Raw genomic sequence first — 19,198 nt, 5'->3', positions numbered from 1 at the left:
GTCTTTTGAATGCTTACTCTGCCGCTGGAGGCGAATCTTTGTAAGTATCCCAGTTGTTGATGATTTCATCGACGACACGACTTCCAACCCGGTAGGCATTTTCCAGTGCGACATGCAGGCCGGCGTAATCTTCACCTTCTAATGCGAGATTTTCGGCGGCCGTTAATCCTGGTGGCGGCAGTGTAAAGTTACTCGCGGCTCGCAAAATCATAAATCGATCGTAGTCGACTTTGCCTGCGCGATCGAGGTAGGTCAAAGACTGTGCCGTGGCGGTATCTTCCATCGCAGACGAAACAAATTTACCTTCACCTTGTGTCCAGTAATCTACCCACTGATTCGCCCAGTCGTTCAGTACTTCGCCGTGCCAAAAGGTCATCGCGGCGAGGTTGTCACCAATCAGAACAAAAGGTTTCCGTTGTGCCTCTGGGTAGTTATCGTAAACCTCGCGAGTTTCACTGATGTGCTCATCATCGGTCAGCTCAATGTCTTTTGTCAGCGAGAAGGCCCACTGGGTCAGGGGGCGGTTCAGTTCAAATACCTCACCAAGATTTGGCGGCATGGTTTCCGGATAGGGTTCTTTGGTGAACAGCGGAAAATACCCGGTGGTCCAGTCATTTGGCATTTCACGAGTATCAATTTCATGGGCGAGGTCGCCGTCGACTGCCCACTCGGCCCACGCCACGCTGCCGATAGAGGCATCGGCCGGATCAAATCCGGCGATACCGGCAACCAGCCAGTAGGCTTTCGTTAGATCAAAGCGCGGGTCCAGTCCTAGGGCCATGATGGCAGACGAGGCTCGATTGGTTCCCATGCCGGTGACCATACCCAGAACGCCCGTTTCAGGATTTAGATATAGGTCGTGGTAGGATTGAGGAAAGGGGAATCGAACATCGAGACCCTGACGTTCTTTCCATGTTTGAAATTCTCCAGGGTCGTCACCCGTATCATCACCGACCTCAAACATAGTAACGACGACCATTTTGATGGGAATCGGAGTTGGATTCATGGCTTGATTGTCGCTCGAGGGTGACTGAGAGGCACAGCCAGTCATGATCAGCGCGAGCAGTAAATAGCAAAGTCTCGTTGGCAGCATAGTCTTATCCATTACGGGGTGGTTGTTTCTGCGCTAAGACAGATTTTATAGTGATCACAGATAAATTGATGAGTGGTGATGCTTGTCTCGAGGTAGTCTGTCTCACCGTCGTTTGTCACAGTGGTGGCAAACTCGTTGAGTCTCTCTTCATAGTCTTGCAACAGGTCCGTTTTGATCGCCTCTTCAACAAAACTGTGACTGAGCGAGTTTCTGCCCAATTGTGTCAACTCTTTCCATGAGAGATTGAATTCTTTGACTGCGACAAAATACTCGTCCGTCATTGTAGAATCCCACATGCCTCGATCGTCGGTCGACAAAGCGACAGGAATGCCGAATCGCAGATATTCAGGAAACGGGTGTTGGCTGTAGTCGCTGACATATTCCAGCAGTAGGTTGCTGATCAGGTTTATTTCTACTAGGTAGTCATTATTTCGCATCAACAGCATGGTGTCAGGGTCTGTTATGAGGTTGACACCGTGACCGATACGACTCGCGCCAAGCAGTAGAGTGTCGCGCACATGATGGTTGGGTTCATCCACCTCGCCGGCATGGATCGATAGCGGAATGCCAGGCAGCTGTTGGCGCATCTTGCGAAGGGTTGGCAAGAAACGCAGCGGGTAGCCTTTGTCATTGTCTTCGCGGCCAACCATATTGATTCCAACATACAAATCGCGATGACGATCCACGAATCGATAAATCCATTCCAGATCTTCCTCTGCGTTGGGAATAAACCTAAGCAGGTAATATTGCAGGCGGACGGTTACGCCCGTCGCTTTGGCGTCTTCTTGAGCAAGACGTTGACGGAAAATATCCGCCACGTCATCTGGCTCAAATTGGCTGCCATCTTTTTTCAAATAGAAGCGAGTGCCTTCCTGGGTTTCCAGATAAACCAGGCCTTCTTCGGCAAAGGCCGCCATGTTTCGGTAGATCATCTCCGCATTAATATACGGATTCGCGCCTAGCTCACCAAGGCGCTGCCAATGAGTTTGGAAGAATTCTTCACGACCTTCGTGGGACTGATCAAGCCGCAGGCTGTTTAGCCAGGCGGCTTTTTCATTCGCATTCAGCTCGTCAATGGCTTTGAATTCCGATTTCTCGCACTCAGCCAGCTTTTCATAGCTGCTTTCCTGTAGGTTTCGAAACAGAAGTAAATAAGGCGCGGGGCCAAATTCATTGCTGCCATAAGGAACACAATTGGCAATGCGGGTTTTGGTGTAATAGCGATAACCCCCATTTGCGTCTTCATCGGTGGCAAGCTCGTACCACCATTCGCTGAAATTTGAGCCGGTCAGATGATTGTGCAAATCACCGCCTTTCGGAAGTTCGTGCAGAAACCGATAGAGTTCTTCATTGCTGGCATTGTGTTTGAAGTCTTCAAACCATTGATCCATGGTGTCGGCATGGGTGAGAGGGGCGAGCAGTAGGTAGCAGCTGCTCAGCCAGCGGGCAATTGTGTGTTTGAGTTGGGGCATAGTGATCAACGAAAGGTATTTAAAGGAAACGCAGATAGACTTTATGAGTTGGCCAGATTCCGCATTGTCGATTTCTGGCAACGTCGTGATCATCGGTTTTAATCGCGATAGGCGCAAGTCCAGCAATTCCTGTTCCAGAAGTTAACCAATTGGACAGGTTTTGATTTGGCGCTGATTTTGGGCGCTATAAGAAAGAGCTGGAAGGACTGAGCTATGAAGAATGGCTTGTTTTGGTGCCCTTTGGCTTGCCTTGCGTAGATTCAGGGCGAAATCTCAAAGATGGTTGCGAGGGAGACTCAACAAAAAAAGGCCAGCTTCCGAAGAAGCTGGCCGCTTGCCAAAGCTGTACACATTGTGGAGATGGGGTTCGCTGAGCGCCTTTCAGTGCTCGTCGCGTTGAATTCTGGATTCTATCCAGGCCACCAGCAGACCGCCCAGAGTACCGGCGAGGACGATGCCGCCAAAACTGATGCCTAAGGCGAGTGCGCCTGTTGCAGTTGGGTCAATCATTTCCTTCCTCCAGAAGACTTGCTGGTTGCCGTCAGTCGCTGTGCGATGGTTGAATATTGCCGAAATCGAGACGGTTCTGCGTTGACCTGCATCAAGGGATTTGCCGCTTTCAAGATTTGGGTTGCGCAGCTGTCGAGTGACTTATCTCGAGTCAGGAGTATAATTCGCGCTCCACGGGACGCCGCTACCCGGGGTGAGACTAGCAACGATGGGGGATTTAGGTGGTGGAACGCAAAGCATCGGTATCGCGGGATACGCTGGAGACGAAAATACAGGTATCGGTCAACCTGGATGGTACAGGCCGAGCCGACTTATCCACCGGCGTTCCATTTCTTGAGCATATGCTGGATCAAATCGCTCGCCATGGTTTGATTGATTTGACGGTGACCTGCGACGGCGACACTCATATTGATGACCATCACAGTGTCGAAGACATAGGTATTACGCTCGGACAGGCATTGGCTCAGGCCGTGGGTGATAAAAAAGGTATTCGACGCTATGGGCATGCCTATGTTCCCCTTGATGAGGCGCTATCCCGTGTCGTCATCGATTTTTCCGGTCGCCCCCAGTTGAATATGGACATCCCATTTACCCAGAAGCGAGTGGGATCTTTTGATACCGAGCTGGTATGGGAGTTCTTCCAGGGATTTGTAAACCACGCTCAGGTGACATTGCATATCGATGGGCTAAAAGGTCATAACGTCCATCACCAGGTTGAAACAGTTTTTAAAGCGTTTGGACGTGCCTTGCGGATGGCTATGGAGTTGGATCCTCGAATGGCTGGCGTAACGCCATCGACTAAAGGCAGTCTTTAAGGAACAGGCGGCAGGCTATGGGCAACAGACTGGTAATCATCGATTATGGCATGGGGAATCTGCATTCGGTGGCAAGTGCGATACAGCATGTTGCTGCTGAAACGGAGGTGATCATCAGTGGTGATCACGAGACAATTCGCAGCGCTGACCACGTCATCTTTCCCGGCGTTGGCGCAATGCGTGATTGCATGGCTGAGATCAAGAATTTGCACTTGAATCAACTGCTGCCAGAGATTCTGTCTAACGGAACGCCTGTACTGGGAATTTGTGTCGGAATGCAGGCTTTGCTCGACAGCAGCGAAGAAAACAATGGTATTGACTGCTTAGGCTTGTTCGCGGGACAGGTAAAGTTCTTTGGTGGTTTCGACGCCGTTAGGCAGGCGCCTGTCAAGCTGAAGATTCCGCACATGGGTTGGAATAACGTACGTCAATCTCAGCATCATCCGCTGTGGGATAATATCGCGGATAATAGCCGCTTCTATTTTGTCCACAGTTACTGTGTCTGCTCCGACGATCAGTCACCCGTTGTTGGCCGATCTGAATATGGAATCGAATTTGATGCGGCGATAGCCAGAGATAATCTGTTTGCCGTGCAATTCCATCCGGAAAAAAGCCATTCTGCGGGATTGCAGTTATTGAGTAATTTTGTACGTTGGAATGGACGGGTAGACTGACTAAAGTCTATCGCCTGGTGTGTGAGTATGATCGGGCAGAGATGCCATCAGAAAACTCATTAGTGCATCGCGGCTGTGTTTGGTAAAGCCGGTAAATCTGCCGCCGATGACAAATCGGTTTTGTGCAATTCGTCGGGCATACAGCATGCTGCAGTTGGCCAAAACAGTTTGCAAACCCGTTGGTGTATCCAGTTCAAATTGGATTTCTATTTCAAGGGGGCGATGGGGGTCTGGGCGTTGAATGTTTGGCATCATTGCTTCCAGAACCTGAAAGCTGCACTCGAGTTGCAGGCCACCCAGTGACAGATTGGTTATGCGTCCGTTACCCCATTGCTCGTGTGCATGCAGTTGAGCCTCAAGAGCCGTGTCAACTCTGACTTCGCGACGGCGATTAAGCGGCGTGGGTGTAACCAAGTTGTCCTCGATATGTCGCGTGTTCAGTTGCCAAGTCAGCTTATTGGCTTCGCTTGGCGGTGATAACAGGCAAAACATCGCGAAATTCGGTCTTCTGCCTATTGAAAAGCGTAGACTGAAATTTGTGATTTCGCAGCCTTAATCCCGATTTGGTGTGCAAAGACAGTGCACTCTAGATGGGTGAAACTTAACGATTGGAGCAGAAATGCCACTGGCAAAGCGCATTATTCCCTGTTTGGACGTTGATAACGGTCGCGTCGTGAAAGGAGTCAATTTTGTTGGAATTCGCGATGCAGGCGATCCCGTAGAAGTTGCTATTCGCTATAACCAGGAGGGGGCTGATGAGCTGACCTTTCTGGATATCACCGCGACCCATGAGAATCGCGACACAACAGCCCATACGGTAGAAAAGATTGCACGTGAAGTGTTCATTCCTCTTACTGTTGGTGGTGGTATTCGCACGGTTGATGATATACGAACCATGCTTAATGCCGGCGCGGATAAAGTCAGCATAAATTCTGCAGCGGTGAAGCAGCCGGAATTTGTGCGTGAGGCCTCACAGCGTTTTGGCGCCCAGTGTATTGTCGTCGCCATTGATGCCAAGCAGGTGAGCCAGCCTGGGGAACCAGAACGATGGGAGATTTTCACTCACGGCGGCAGAAAGCCCACTGGAATCGATGCGGTTGAATGGGCAGAAAAAATGGTTGATTACGGTGCCGGTGAAATCTTGTTAACCAGTATGGATCGAGACGGCACCCAAAATGGATTCGATCTTAAGCTGACGCGAGCTATCAGTGATGCGGTTGGTGTGCCGGTCATTGCCTCCGGGGGTGTGGGGGAACTGCAGCACCTTGCTGATGGGGTATCGCAGGGCGGAGCTGACGCCGTACTGGCGGCGAGTATTTTCCATTTTCGCCGCTATTCCATCCGCGAAGCAAAAGAATTCATGCAGGCGCAGGGCATTGAGATGCGCCTTTAATTCACTGTAGCGGCAGGATATGAAGTCTTGCCGCCGACTCAGTTTGCCCGATCTTTCGGCGGGGCAGAATACAGTCGCAAGGTATCGGAAAAATCCGGTCCGCTGGTGCGAACGAAATTGATAAATTCGCTGCAGCCTTGAACGGCGGCTGGGAGCGTGTCGTATGGGCCGATGTCCGCGCCTTCGCGAGTCGTGAAATACCAGTATTGATCCCGCTCATAAAAACGTTCCTTACGCATAGGGACCTGTCCAGTTTCTCCGGCACGTAAATTTGTCATGATCAAACTCTCTCGCGGCCAGCGGCGCGCTGTCAGTTGGGACGGGTTAATTTTAAATTTAGTCCATTTCTGACGTTTTTAAAGTTTCCTCCGATTGGCCGAGAGTGGGTGGCGGCATGCTGGCGATAGCATCGTCCAGTAACAGCTGGCTGACGCTAACAAGCTCGACCCCTTGCTTGTCCAAATTTGGCAGAATTGACTGCAGAAATTCCAGAGTTTCTGGGTATGGGTGGCCGATAGCGATGGCGCTTCCCTTCTTTTTTGCAAGGGTAAGAAGGCGTTCAAACTGATGTGCAAGATTGGTTTGTGTACGCTCGTTGTCGAGAAAGACATCGCGCTTGCGCGTGGCGATCGCAGCCGATTGAGCACTGGTTAAAGCAACACTGGCGGCGGTTGTGCGACTGTCGATAAAAAACAGGTTTTCTTCGGCGAGCCGGCTCATCAGCCACTGCATTCTGGTGGCGTCTTGGGTTAAGGCGCTGCCGCGATGGTTATTTAAACCTATCGCGTGAGGAACCGCCTGTAAGTTTTCGGAAAGGGTTTTCATAAACTGCGCCTTATCCATGCCTGTGTGCAGCAATCCGGGATCACTAGCGATGTTGCCCACATCGCTCATGGGGACATGAACCAAAATGTCTTTCCCTTGCTGGTGCCCAAGATTTGCCAGTTCCCTGCTATTTGGGCTGTGGGGGAGTACCGCCAGTGTTATCGGTGCAGGAAGGTAGACGGCAATTTCACCATATCGTCGGCTGTAGCCGATGTCATCAATGATGATGGCAATGCGCGGGCCATGGGGCTCTGCCGGAAGACTCAGAGGAAGAGGTTGAATGGTGTGCAAGTGATCCGTCGTCACGACGGTCAGAATGTCTGCTGGCGATTGGCTCTGTTCGGGCGGGTCATCGCGAGATGTCAGATCCCAGGACGTACAAGCGACGAATACGGCAATTGCCACACACAGGCAGAGCCCAATGGACAGCAATGCGCCTCGGGTCCTGTCCATCGGTGTAAATCTCCGGAATTTGGGCGTATTGCGGGCTCGTCAGCCTAACCTGCGGTGATTTGCTTGCCAGGAGGCTGACGGGCTGTGAATCAATGTGAGTTGGCTTCTTTTTCCAATTGCGCGACGGCTTTGGTTTGCGAGGGTGCGCGCTTGCTACCAAACAGATTCAGGCCTTTTAACAGATTCAGGGCTTCAAACATCTGGTTGTCTTTTTCAAACAACTCCTGATTGCTGCGATCTGCGAGCTTACGGTTTTTACTGTCCAGAGCGGCACCGCCGTTGCCGTTCTCAAGACGACCCGCTAGGTCGGCTTCATGCATGCTGTTGCTTTCTAGCGATGTGACCTCTGCTCGTTCAACCTCGATATCCGGGCTAATACCCTGGGCCTGAATTGAGCGTCCATTAGGTGTGAAATACAAAGCCGTTGTCAGTTTGATGGCGCGATCATCCGCCAGAGGAATGACGGTTTGAACCGAGCCTTTGCCGAAGCTCTGAGTCCCGAGAATGACCGCTCGACGATGGTCTTGCAGGGCGCCAGCGACAATTTCCGATGCAGACGCAGAGCCATCGTTGATGAGGACGACGATGGGGGTGCCATCGCTGAGGTCACCTGGTTGTGCCTCGTATTTTAGATCGGCGTTGGTCACTCTACCTTCTGTATAGACGATGAGACCATCGTCCAGAAATGCGTCTGCGACTTCAACAGAAGACTGCAAAACGCCTCCTGGGTTATTGCGTAGGTCGAGTATCAGCCCTTTGAGAGGGCCTTTCTCTTTCAGTTCCTGCAAGGATTTAACGACATCGGCACCCGTGCCTACTTGAAACTGAGCAATACGAATATAGCCGTATCCGTCCTCCAGTATGTCTGATCGCACACTCTGCACGCGGATGATGTCTCGGGTAACGACCAGCTCAATCGGTTGTTCTTCTCCCTCGCGCACAATCGTCAGGTTAATATCGCTGCCGCGAGGGCCGCGCATCATATTAACTGCCTCACCTAACGCCATACCTTTCACGGGGTTGTCGTCAAGTTTGATGATGACATCGCCCGCTTGCACGCCCGCTCGAGCGGCAGGGGTATCATCAATGGGGGATACGACTTTCACGAAGCCATTTTCCATGCCGACTTCTATGCCCAAGCCGCCAAATTCGCCGGTGGTATTGACCTGGAGGTCATCAAAGGAGTCTGCATTCAAATAGGAGGAGTGAGGATCCAGCTCTGACAGCATGCCGATAATGGCGTATTCAAGCAGGGTCTTGTCATCAATTTCCTCAACGTACCCCTTGCGAATATGCTCGTAGACTTTGGTAAAGGTCCGCAGATCATCCAGCGGCAGTTTTCCCGCAGGGGTATCTGCGTTCTCGACATCTGTGGCCGTGGGTAGGGGGGCGTCAGCCTGCTGCGCGAGCAGATTGGATACGCTTGTATTGGCGCTGGCGGCGGAGGCCCAGATGCCACTGCCAGACAGTGCCAACAGCAAAGTTGTAATTACAGGTGTGCGCAGCATTAACATTTACTCCATAGACCCGGCGTCCGGTCGGGAAGCGGTCATTGTATCTTCCGTGCCTTGGAGGGGGAAAGCGCTCCGGAGTTCCAAGGCAGGTAGTTCAGATTATATACACTCCAGTCAGCCTTTGTGGCACCACAAAGACGGATCTGTGGGTTTTCCTTGATGACGAATTTCAAAATACAGGGCTGTGTTATCCAGGCCGCCACTATTACCCACCCTGGCTATCACGTCGCCGGCAGCGACCATGGCACCGGTTTCCTTTAGCAGAGACTGGTTATGCGCGTACAGGCTCATATAGCCACCACCGTGATCCACGATAATAAGTAAGCCATGACCGCGCAAATAATCGGCGAATACAACCTGACCGCTATGAATCGCACGAACATCACTGCCCATGGGGGCTTCGATCAACATGCCTTCCCAGCTTAATTTACCAGCCAGTTTACTGCGACCGAAGCTGTGCACAATCTTGCCTTTGGTAGGATACGTCATTTGACCTTTGCGTTTTGCGAAGGATTCACCATTTTGCATCGCCTCTCTTTGCGCAATCAATGCGATGACATCATTCAGCAGCTCCTGCAGGCGTTCGCGGTCGTTGACTTGCTGTTTGAGCTGGCTGTTTTGATCGGCAATTTGCTGCTCAAGTAGGGCAAGGGTCTGGGCGCGCTCCTGCTGATTGGCTTCCAGATCTGACTGCTCTTTCTGTAGGGTGAGATGCTGATTATTTAAGCTTTTTTCACGTTCGGCGATTTGTGGTTCCAGTGCGTTGAGCTCTTCAATGGCGTTCAAATAGGTTTGCGCTCGCTCAAGTTGCGCGTCGGATACATATTTATAGTAGGTGTTTATTCGCTGAATATCCTGAGGGCTTTGCTGATTCAGCAACAATTTGAGTTGCGAGTGATCGCCCTGGCGGTAAGCCGCGCGCACGTAGGCGGCAATTTCGTCTTTTTTGCTGCGCAGATTGGCCTGAATTTCGGATCGTTGATCCTGTAACGTTTGTAATTGTTCCCGTTCGTAGGCGATACGCGAATTCAGAATAGATATATCTTTAAGCGTGCGAGCGATAGCGGTTTCTGCATTGCGCAGCTGTCTTTCCAGGCGGGTGCGTTTACTGCTGAATAAACTGAGCTGACTCTCACTGTTTTTGATGTCATCTTCCAACTTTTTCAGTTGGGCTTCGTACTCTTTACGCTCTTCGGCAGGATTTGCTGCGAAGCTCGCGTGGCTGACGATTGCGCAGAGAAGCGTAATTAGCAGTAGTGGTCGAAATTTCAACATGTGGCTCGATCAGACATTATCCGTCTAACTTTAGTGGCATATTGCCTGGGAGCCAAGTGGTGCAACGACCGCCGCTGTGGCGGTCGAAGTGCAAATTAACGAACAATCTTAGTCAACGAGGTTTTTGCCGGTCATCTCGCCGGGCTGTGAAATGCCCATTAGGTGCAGCATGGTTGGTGCGATGTCCGCGAGGCTGCCGCCGCTGTGTAATTGCAATTCACGCTTGCCGATATAGACCAGTGGAACTTCTAGCGTTGTATGCTGAGTGTGTTTTTGACCGTTGGCATCGTCAAACATGATTTCAACGTTGCCGTGATCGGCGGTTAACAGGGCTTCACCATCGACTTTATCCAGTGCGGCGAACACCTTGCCGAGACACTGGTCAATCGCCTCGACGGCCTTGACCGCGGCGTCAAAATCACCGGTATGACCCACCATATCGCAGTTGGCATAATTGCAGATGATAGCATCGAATTTACCGGATTCTATGGCTTCAACCATCTTGTCAGTGACCTCAAACGCACTCATTTCGGGCTTCAGGTCATAGGTCTCGACGTCGGGAGAGGGCACCAAAACACGATCCTCGCCTTCGTACAGCTCCTCCTGTCCTCCGCTGAAGAAGAAAGTGACGTGAGCGTATTTCTCCGTCTCTGCGATACGTAACTGGTGTTTGCCGGCTTTGGCAAGGGTTTCGCCGAAGGAGTTGACCAGGTCTTCCGGTGGAAATGCTATTGGCGCTTTGATATTCGATGCGTATTCGGTGGTTTGTACAAATGCGGCGAGGTTCGGCAAATTAGGACGTTCAAAGCCATCGAAATCCGGGTCAACGAACGCACGCGATAGCTGGCGAGCCCGGTCTGGACGGAAGTTCATAAACAGCAACGCGTCGCCATCACTGACTACGGCAGCCTCTTCGCCATCGCCAGCGATGATCGTTGGTTTAACAAACTCGTCGTTCTCATCGCGCTCGTAAGCGGCTTTTAAGCCCTCGACAGCCGTAGGTGCCTTGAATTCTGCCTGGCCCGAAGTCAGTAATTCGAAGGCCAGTTGAGTTCTCTGCCAGCGGCTATCACGATCCATGGCATAAAAGCGGCCAACCAAGGATGCGATTCGACCCGTTCCCAATGCTTTGAGTTTTTCCGTCGCGGCTTCCAGATCGGCCTCAGCACTGCGAGGTGGCACGTCGCGGCCATCAAGAAACGCGTGGATATACACTTTCTTGGCACCGCGCTTGGCGGCCAGCTCTGCCGCGGCGAGTATGTGGTCTTGATGGCTGTGAACGCCACCCGGTGAAAACAGGCCCATGATGTGCACGGCTTTGTCTTTGGATACGGCGGCGTCAACGGCCTCACAGTAAACGGGGTTTTCAAAAAAGTCGCCGTCGCTGATGGCTTTGTTGATTCGTGTGAAGCTCTGATAAATGATACGGCCTGCACCCAGAGTCATATGACCGACTTCCGAGTTACCCATTTGGCCGTCGGGAAGGCCCACCGCCATGCCAGAGGTGTGCACAAGGGTATGAGGCTGATTTTTCCAAATACCATCCCAAACGGGTGTTTTGGCTTTCAGGATTGCGTTGTATTCAACTCGATCGGTGTGACCGAATCCGTCGAGTACGAGAAGGACCAGAGGTTTTTTTACGTCAGGCATGCTTTGGGCTCCCTTATCCTGTTTACGGCTCCGGGCTTAAATACAGATTAAGCCTTGCTCACGGAACGTGCAAAAGTTGAAATGACTACCGATGCGAACCCTGCTGGACGGTCCATCCGGTTACTTCTGTGTACGACTGCATAAGTGTCAGAACGTCACCACCTGGCCAATAAAAACATCGTAAAGTGCCGATGTTACACACGAGAGTGTCTCACGATTTATAGGGCACACGTCTGTAGGCCAGTTCGTGTGGCCGCAGCAGTTTACCGTTTATACGTTGCGATCTCCAAGGTGGTTATCGGATCTCAAGATCATTGGTGTATACTTCGCCACCCGTTAGGGTGACGGCTGCTGCCCGTTTATGATGCAAAAGCTGCGCCCGGCATTGTGACATGGCGGCGGGATACCCTTACACGCGGATGCTTTGGTTTAGGTGGCATCGTGTTTTGCTATCGCCGCCTGCGGCGGGTCAATATTCAAAAAAGGTTTTTACGTGGAAATTTTAGCTTTTATCCAGGAACAGTGGATGTTGAGCAGTCTGTTGCTGGTTCTGGTGATACTCTATTTTTGGCAGGAGGCTCGCCGAGCAGGGCAATCCCTGTCCATTCATGCCGCGACAAAGTTGATCAACAGTGGCGATACCTTGGTCGTCGATTTGCGGGATGCGAAAGATTTTGCGGCGGGTCACATCGTTGACGCGATCAACATTCCCTATACAGGATTCAAGGATCAGAAGTCTCAACTGGAAAAGAGTCGTGATAAAACCATACTTCTGGTGGACAAATTAGGTCAGCATTCCGGTAGTATCGGTCGTATGCTCAAGGCAGACGGATTTACCGTATCCCGCCTGGGTGGTGGAATGAGTGAATGGCAGGCGCAGAATCTTCCCGTTGTAAAGAAGAGGTAATTTGAGTGCAGGATACTTCGCAACGCCCCGAAGTGGTGATTTACACCACGCGTTTTTGTCCCTACTGCCTGCGTGCGAAATCGTTACTCGAGCAGAAATCCGTTCCTTTTAAGGAAATTCCTGTCGATGGCAATGACACTTTGCGCCAGGAAATGGCGGCGAAAGCCGGACAGTATACCGTGCCGCAGATTTGGATTGGCGAACAACACGTGGGTGGTTGTGACGATCTAATGGCGCTGGAGTTTGCTGGCCGTTTGGATGGGCTGCTAAACCCCTGAACAGCAGGTGCCTTTTAGGCATACCTTCAAGACAATGACTAGACAAGTAAGTAAGTTAGATAAAGTTAGATAAATAAGGATCTAAAATGGCTGATGACGCTAACAACATCAACGATGATGCGGTTCAACAGAACACGGGTGGCGAGCAACAGTTTGCTCTGCAACGAATCTACGTAAAGGACCTCTCCTTCGAAGCGCCGATGGGGATCGAAGCCTTCCGCAAGAACTACAAGCCGCAAATCAATCAAGAATTGAACACCAAAACGGTCAAAGCGGCTGAGGATCTGTACGAAGTCGTTCTGCGTCTGACCATCACGGTGAAACTGGAAGACGAAACTGCGTTTTTGGTCGAAGTTCACCAGGCAGGCCTGTTCGCGATTAAAGGCATTGAAAACGACCAAATGGCTCACGTGCTTAACAGCGCTTGTCCGAACATTCTTTTCCCATATGCTCGCGAAACGATTGATAACATGGTTACCAAAGGTAGCTTCCCTCCTATCATGTTGCCACCGATCAATTTCGATGCTCTCTTTGCGCAGGCTCTGGCGCAGGCGAAACAGAAAGCCGAAACCGAAGGCGCTGCTCCTTCCGTTAATTAGTGTTTGGCCGCATCAGCGGCCATTTTCACTGTTAACACTCGGGAAAGTCACCTGTAACTCGTTTGCAGGTGGCCCTGCTCATCCCATCCTGCTATCTTCTCGTCTACACCCTGCCCACATCTAATAATACTGACGTCCAAGATGTTTACGTCTTGCCTCTGCGAGTTCAGATTTTGCTGTCGGGCGATCGCTATAGACAACTGATGCAGGTCCTATGATGATGAGATCGCTACAGCTCGCCTTGGGCTTGCTGATTCCTCTGTTTGCTTTTGGGCAAACGGCCCCCACCGAAGTTATTGCGTTTGACGTTCGAGAAAAATCGTTTAGTGACCAGCTGGAAGCGTTGGGCACCTTAAGTGCGCGCGAGAGTGTTGAAATTCGGGCAACGGTTACCGAGCGTGTCATCACTGTTAATTTTGAGGACGGCCAAAACGTTAAAAAAGGCGACTTGCTGGTGGAAATGGACTACCAGGAAGAGCAAGCAGCACTGCTGGAAGAGCAGAGCGTACTTGATGAAGCGCGGCTGCAAGCCAATCGAATCGATCCTCTTGTTGCCAGTGGCGCGGCCACACAATCTGTTCTTGATGAGCGTCAGCGTTCGGTTAATACCGCTCTGGCGCGAATGCAGGCGATACAATCACGTATAGATCAGCGTCGAATCCGGGCGCCCTTTGATGGGGTGCTGGGTTTTCGCAATATCAGTGTCGGGGCTCTGGTTGAGCCAGTGACGGTGATAACCACCATCGACGATATCGACGTCATGAAACTGGATTTCACTCTGCCGGCAATCCATTTGTCGCGGCTGCAGCCGGGTACTCAAGTGGAAGCACAGTCTGCTGCCTTTCCCGGCGAGCGGTTTCTGGGAGAGGTTCGAACGGTTTCGAGTCGCGTCGACCCAATCAGTCGCTCAGTGACCGTCAGAGCGGTTGTGGATAACCCGGAGGGATTGTTAAAGCCGGGTATGCTAATGCAAGTACAGATGGCTTCGCGCACGCGTCAAGCACTGGTGATTCCCGAAGAAAGTTTGATCAGTGTGGCCAATAAAAATTATGTCTTCGCGATAGATAACCAACGAGAGCCTGCTGTCGTCGATCGTCAAGAAGTGATTATTGGTCAGCGCAATGCCGGTGAGGTTGAAATACTGTCCGGTTTGTCTGCGGGGCAGCAGATTGTCACTCATGGTATTACCCGTATCAGCGCTGGCGCACCGGTAAAAATTATCAGCACTCAGCGGGGCGGGGAATCACTGGCGGATCTTCTGCCTGCCGACAGTGACGAACGACGTGGAGCAGACACTCTGTGATTGTTTCCGACATTTCCGTAAAGCGTCCGGTATTTGCCGCGGTTATTTCTCTACTGTTGCTGGCCTTTGGTGCCGTTTCTTACGATCGACTGTCGCTGCGCGAATATCCGGACATCGACCCCCCAATCGTTACGGTGGAAGTAGAGTATCCCGGTGCGCCCGCCAATATTATCGAAACGCGAATTACGGAACTGATCGAAGAGCGTATTTCGGGCATCGAGGGCATAGACTTTATTGAGTCAGAATCCCGCGATGGTGCCGCCGAAGTGATGATTCAGTTTGTCGTCAGTCGGGATATCGATGCGGCTGCGAACGATGTTCGCGATCGGGTGTCCGGCATTCTCGATAATCTGCCAGAGGAAGCGAATCCTCCAGAGGTGCAAAAAGTCGACAGCAATGACGATGTGATCATTTGGCGTAATCTGACCAGTGAAACCATGACGCTGCCGGAATTGACCGATTATGCGGAGCGGTATCTGGTTGATCAATATTCCGTGATTGATGGCGTAGCACGGGTTCGTCTGGGCGGCGGCCAACGTTACGCCATGCGGGTGTGGCTGGATCGCCGTGAGCTTGCAGCACGGAATCTCTCTGTCGGTGACGTCGAAAGTGCGCTGCGCGCGGACAACATCGAATTGCCAGCGGGCAGTCTGGAGTCCAATCAACGAATTTTTCAAGCCAGGGTAGATCGTAACTTTAAAGAGCCCGAAGCCTTTAAAAATTTGGTCATCGGCCAGGGTGATGACGGCTATCTGGTTAGATTAGGTGATGTCGCTCGCGTAGAACTGGGTGTCGAAGAAGATCGCATTACCTTCAAAGGTAATGGCATCTCCATGATTGGCTTGGGCGTCGTGCGACAGTCCAATGCCAATACGTTGGATGTGGCGGAGGGGGTGCGTAGCGTCACTGAGCGTCTCAACACCAATTTGCCAAAAGGGATGGTGATCGCAGACAGTTACGATGCGTCGGTATTTATTTCGTCGTCCATTGAAGAAGTTTATTCTACTTTGCTCATCGCAATGGTGTGCGTCATTTTTGTGATTTACCTGTTCCTTGGCAATATCAGAGCGACGCTCATACCTGCGTTGGCGGTGCCTGTGTCAGTCACGGCAACATTTATTGCCATTTACGCGATGGGGTTTTCCATCAACCTTTTGACGCTGCTGGCATTAGTGCTTTCCATTGGGTTGGTGGTCGATGACGCTATCGTTATGCTGGAAAACATCGTGCGACGAATCCAGGATTACGGCGAAACCCCCTTGGTTGCGGCTTACCGAGGAGCAAGAGAGGTTGGATTTGCTGTGATTGCGACCACGTTGGTATTGATCGCGGTGTTTGTGCCTATCACCTTTTTGGAAGGTGACGTTGGGCGCTTATTTACCGAGTTTGCGTTGACGATGTCGGCCGCGGTCGGTTTCTCATCAGTGGTCGCTTTGACATTGTCGCCGATGTTGGCGTCGAAAGTTCTGCGGCAGCGTTCGGCATCGGAAAAACCTCAAAAAGGTCTGGTTGATACGCCATTGCGTTGGCTCAGTGCGCGCTATTTGGCATCTCTGCGTCGGGTTATGGCGCAGCCTCTGTTGGTGGTGCTCGTGTTTGTCGGACTGGTCGCACTGACGGTTTGGGTTTACCCCAAGGTGAATCAGGAGTTTACGCCCAAGGAAGATCGGGGTTCATTTTTTCTTGTCGTCGATGCTCCTGAAGGGGCCAGCTTTGACTATATTCGCGGTTACATGGATGAAATTGAGCGACGATTGCTGCCCTACGTTGAAAGTGGCGAAGCAACACGGATGCTGATACGTGCGCCCAGGGATTTTGGTGCGACCTCTACTTTCAATACTGGAATCGTCATTGCTGTTTTGGAGGATTGGTCAAAGCGTCGTAGTGCTTGGGTGATTATGGATGAAATACGGGAAAAGCTCGCTGATCTTCCCGGTGTTCGAGCGTTTCCAATCATGCGCCAAGGACTCGGAGGCGGTACTGAAAAGCCTGTCCAATTTGTCTTGAGCGGTTCAACCTACGAAGAGCTGGCGGAATGGCGCGATATAGTAATGGCTGCCATCAATGAGAATAATCCCGGATTGCTGGATATTGATGCCGACTATAAAGAAACCCGTCCTCAACTGGATTTTGTCGTCGATTACGATCGTGCCGCGAGTCTTGGGGTAACGACAGATGAAATTGGTCGGTCTCTGGAAACGCTGATGGGCGGACGACAAGTCACCACTTTTTTGAATCGTGGTGAAGAATATGACGTGATCGTTGAAGGGGAGCGCAGTGATCAGCGTACCTTGGCCGCCATTCAGAATATCTATGTACGCTCTGAGCGCACAGATCAAATGATTCCTCTGTCGAATCTTGTCACGGTGCGAGAGTATGGCGCGGCACGTTCGTTACTGAGATTCAACAAGTTGCGTTCGATTACGATTGAAGCCGATTTGGCAGACGGTTATTCGCTGGGCAATGCGCTGGAATATCTTGAGCAATTGGCGCGGGATAAATTACCGGATACGGCAGTGATTGATTACAAAGGGCAGAGCCGAGATTTTGTGACGTCGGCATCGTCGTTAATCTTTGTCTTTTTGCTTGGTGTCGCGGTTGTGTATCTTGTGCTCGCAGCGCAGTTTGAGAGTTTCGTGCATCCGGTCGTGATTATGTTAACCGTGCCTCTTGCGATTGGTGGCGGGCTCTTTGGTTTATGGGGCAGTGGGCTGTCGTTAAACATCTACTCCCAAGTGGGTCTGATTATGTTGGTGGGCCTTGCGGCTAAAAACGGGATTCTTATCGTTGAATTTGCAAACCAGCGGCGCGATGCCGGGCTGGATTTCGACGCCGCCCTGCTGGAGGCAACACAGACACGTTTTCGCCCCATTGTTATGACCGCGTTAACCACGATTGCTGGATCAGTACCTTTAGTCATCGCCGCCGGTGCCGGTGCGGAAACTCGAATTGTTATCGGTACGGTCGTACTCTGGGGGGTTACTGCAGCGACCTTCTTTACCTTATACCTTGTGCCTGTGGCCTATGGTTTGATCTCACGTCGCACCCGTTCACCGGAAGCTGTCGCTCAGCAATTGAAACAGGAGGAGTCACAGCAGCTGGGTGGTCCTGTTAGTCCGGGGTAGGAGATCGGTAAGTCGTTAGCCAGGGGATTTCGCTATAAGTTTTCCGGGTGGAATTTTTCAAGCCACTCGGGAAAATCGTCGAAAGGCATAGGTCTGGCGATGTAATGCCCTTGAGCAAAGTCACAGCCTAAAACTCTAAGAAGGTTGAGCACCTCGGGTGCTTCTATGCCCTCTGCGGTGACTTGAAAATTAAAGCGGCGGGCGATGTTTAAGACCAGCTCAACAATGTTCATATCTTCTTCAGAGCGGTGCATATTGAGCACAAAGGTTTTGTCGATTTTCAGTTCCGAGGCTGGAACTTCTTTAAAATAAGACAATGAAGAATACCCGGTGCCAAAATCGTCGATCGATAAGACTACGCCCATTGCGCTGAGACTCTCTAGGTTATTCTGGCCGTTCTCCTTATCTTCCATAACGGCAGATTCTGTAATTTCGACGGTTAAACTCTCGGCGGGAACATCCCAGATCGCCAAGGCATCTTTAATCATAAACACCAAATCCCGATGGGCGACCAGATTTGCTGAGACGTTGATTGAAATATTCATCTCCCGACCGGTTTTACGCAGTCGTTTGAGCATTCGCAGAGCGGTGTGCACAACCCACTTCGTGAGCTGAAAACTGTGGCCGAGACGTTCTGCGGTACTGACCAACTTTTCCGGCGATACAAAATTTCCTTTATCATCTTGCCAGCGTAATAGAGCTTCAGCCTGGGTAACTTGGCCACTGGGTAGGTGGAGTTTGGGTTGTAGATAGAGCATCAACGCGTTTTCTTGCAAAGCGTTCAAAAACTGGTCTTCTAGTCGCCAGCTTTGCGTCTCTATGGTGAGGGATTCTAAATCTTGTTCCTGCCAAGGGTGCCCTTCTTTGGACTGCAGCAGAGACAGCTCGGCCTGATTAAACAGTGATTCCGCCGTATGGCTACCTTGTTGGTTATACCCAACACCCATTGAAATTTGCAGGCGCACACTTTCGGTCTCTGTTTCGAGCGTTGTCCCAAGAGATGCTTCGATTCGGTTGCCGGCTAAAATTAAAAAACCAAGGTTGGGGAGATCCGCGAGGATAAACGCCAGTTGATTGCCGTTGATACGAAAGAGGGAATGCTCAACATTAACCAGAGCCTCCAGGGCCTGCCAGGTCAGTGTTAGCGCTCGGTCGCCAAAAGTATGACCGAGGAGGTGGTTAACGTGTTTGAGATTGCGGATGTCGATCAGTGCCAAGCCGGTATTTCGAGGGCTATCGTCACCTCCCATGTGCTCGCTCAGATACGTAAGGAATCGTTGGCGTTCGATTATGCTTGGCGGTGTCACAAAGA

At 51.3% G+C, this 19,198-nt stretch carries 18 protein-coding genes; 8 read left to right on the top strand and 10 right to left on the bottom strand.

All coding sequences use genetic code 11. The annotated features are described in order from the left end of the window. Window positions 1–13: 13 nt before the first annotated feature. The 3 genes from ACXAFR_RS13510 to ACXAFR_RS13500 form a co-directional block, all read right to left on the bottom strand. Window positions 14–1,093 carry a purine nucleoside permease gene (locus tag ACXAFR_RS13510; RefSeq protein WP_475177728.1) on the bottom strand — a complete coding sequence of 360 codons (1,080 nt, stop codon included), beginning with the start codon at window positions 1,091–1,093 and terminating at the stop codon, window positions 14–16. A gap of 11 nt (window positions 1,094–1,104) precedes the next feature. Next, window positions 1,105–2,682, bottom strand: coding sequence for an adenosine deaminase family protein (locus ACXAFR_RS13505; RefSeq protein WP_475177727.1), 1,578 nt, complete (start codon window positions 2,680–2,682; stop codon window positions 1,105–1,107). Between the two features lie 264 nt (window positions 2,683–2,946). Then, the gene (locus tag ACXAFR_RS13500) at window positions 2,947–3,075 is read right to left on the bottom strand and encodes a hypothetical protein (protein WP_475177726.1); all 129 of its coding nucleotides are present in this window, start codon (window positions 3,073–3,075) and stop codon (window positions 2,947–2,949) included. Window positions 3,076–3,296: 221 nt separating this feature from the next. On the opposite strand from ACXAFR_RS13500, the gene hisB reads away from it, so the two are divergent. Both hisB and hisH read left to right on the top strand, forming a co-directional pair. Further along, the gene (gene hisB / locus ACXAFR_RS13495) at window positions 3,297–3,890 is read left to right on the top strand and encodes an imidazoleglycerol-phosphate dehydratase HisB (protein WP_475177723.1); all 594 of its coding nucleotides are present in this window, start codon (window positions 3,297–3,299) and stop codon (window positions 3,888–3,890) included. 17 nt (window positions 3,891–3,907) lie between these two features. Then, entirely contained in the window at window positions 3,908–4,564 is a 657-nt protein-coding gene (hisH, locus tag ACXAFR_RS13490; RefSeq protein ID WP_475177722.1) for an imidazole glycerol phosphate synthase subunit HisH, read from the top strand. Here the strand turns inward: hisH and ACXAFR_RS13485 are convergent, their stop codons facing one another. Next, window positions 4,565–5,056: a PilZ domain-containing protein gene (locus ACXAFR_RS13485; RefSeq protein WP_475177719.1), complete on the bottom strand. Its 492-nt coding sequence runs from the start codon at window positions 5,054–5,056 to the stop codon at window positions 4,565–4,567. It lies immediately after the preceding gene. A 127-nt stretch (window positions 5,057–5,183) separates the two neighbouring features. Here ACXAFR_RS13485 and hisF point away from each other — a divergent pair, with 127 nt between their 5' ends. After that, the gene (hisF, locus tag ACXAFR_RS13480) at window positions 5,184–5,957 is read left to right on the top strand and encodes an imidazole glycerol phosphate synthase subunit HisF (RefSeq protein ID WP_475177718.1); all 774 of its coding nucleotides are present in this window, start codon (window positions 5,184–5,186) and stop codon (window positions 5,955–5,957) included. A 38-nt stretch (window positions 5,958–5,995) separates the two neighbouring features. Here the strand turns inward: hisF and ACXAFR_RS13475 are convergent, their stop codons facing one another. From ACXAFR_RS13475 to gpmI, 5 genes are all read right to left on the bottom strand, one after another. Then, a complete protein-coding gene (locus ACXAFR_RS13475; RefSeq protein WP_475177717.1) occupies window positions 5,996–6,235 on the bottom strand; it encodes a DUF6316 family protein in 240 nt (79 codons plus the stop codon). Between the two features lie 58 nt (window positions 6,236–6,293). Further along, window positions 6,294–7,235 carry a divergent polysaccharide deacetylase family protein gene (locus ACXAFR_RS13470; RefSeq protein ID WP_475177714.1) on the bottom strand — a complete coding sequence of 314 codons (942 nt, stop codon included), beginning with the start codon at window positions 7,233–7,235 and terminating at the stop codon, window positions 6,294–6,296. An 89-nt stretch (window positions 7,236–7,324) separates the two neighbouring features. After that, window positions 7,325–8,743, bottom strand: a complete 1,419-nt coding sequence (locus ACXAFR_RS13465) for a S41 family peptidase (protein ID WP_475177713.1) — start codon at window positions 8,741–8,743, stop codon at window positions 7,325–7,327. A gap of 120 nt (window positions 8,744–8,863) precedes the next feature. After that, window positions 8,864–10,024, bottom strand: a complete 1,161-nt coding sequence (locus tag ACXAFR_RS13460; protein WP_475177709.1) for a murein hydrolase activator EnvC family protein — start codon at window positions 10,022–10,024, stop codon at window positions 8,864–8,866. A 108-nt stretch (window positions 10,025–10,132) separates the two neighbouring features. After that, complete coding sequence (gpmI, locus tag ACXAFR_RS13455) at window positions 10,133–11,674, bottom strand: 2,3-bisphosphoglycerate-independent phosphoglycerate mutase (protein WP_475177707.1); 1,542 nt, start codon at window positions 11,672–11,674, stop codon at window positions 10,133–10,135. 493 nt (window positions 11,675–12,167) lie between these two features. Between gpmI and ACXAFR_RS13450 the strand changes: the two genes are divergently transcribed. From ACXAFR_RS13450 to ACXAFR_RS13430, 5 genes are all read left to right on the top strand, one after another. Then, window positions 12,168–12,581, top strand: a complete 414-nt coding sequence (locus ACXAFR_RS13450) for a rhodanese-like domain-containing protein (RefSeq protein WP_475177705.1) — start codon at window positions 12,168–12,170, stop codon at window positions 12,579–12,581. A 5-nt stretch (window positions 12,582–12,586) separates the two neighbouring features. Continuing rightward, window positions 12,587–12,859 carry a glutaredoxin 3 gene (gene grxC / locus ACXAFR_RS13445; RefSeq protein WP_475177703.1) on the top strand — a complete coding sequence of 91 codons (273 nt, stop codon included), beginning with the start codon at window positions 12,587–12,589 and terminating at the stop codon, window positions 12,857–12,859. Window positions 12,860–12,945: 86 nt separating this feature from the next. Beyond that, window positions 12,946–13,458, top strand: a complete 513-nt coding sequence (secB, locus tag ACXAFR_RS13440; protein ID WP_475177701.1) for a protein-export chaperone SecB — start codon at window positions 12,946–12,948, stop codon at window positions 13,456–13,458. Between the two features lie 214 nt (window positions 13,459–13,672). Continuing rightward, entirely contained in the window at window positions 13,673–14,761 is a 1,089-nt protein-coding gene (locus ACXAFR_RS13435; protein WP_475177700.1) for an efflux RND transporter periplasmic adaptor subunit, read from the top strand. Next, a complete protein-coding gene (locus ACXAFR_RS13430; protein WP_475177698.1) occupies window positions 14,758–17,886 on the top strand; it encodes an efflux RND transporter permease subunit in 3,129 nt (1,042 codons plus the stop codon). Before ACXAFR_RS13435 ends, ACXAFR_RS13430 begins: the two co-directional genes overlap by 4 nt. Before the next feature lie 32 nt (window positions 17,887–17,918). Here the strand turns inward: ACXAFR_RS13430 and ACXAFR_RS13425 are convergent, their stop codons facing one another. Then, entirely contained in the window at window positions 17,919–19,193 is a 1,275-nt protein-coding gene (locus ACXAFR_RS13425; protein ID WP_475177696.1) for a putative bifunctional diguanylate cyclase/phosphodiesterase, read from the bottom strand. Window positions 19,194–19,198 lie beyond the last annotated feature (5 nt).

It is taken from the genome of Pseudomaricurvus sp. ABR4_320 (genome assembly GCF_056159445.1).
Note: the sequence above shows the minus strand (reverse complement) of the source record. Positions and strands in the feature narration are given on the sequence as shown.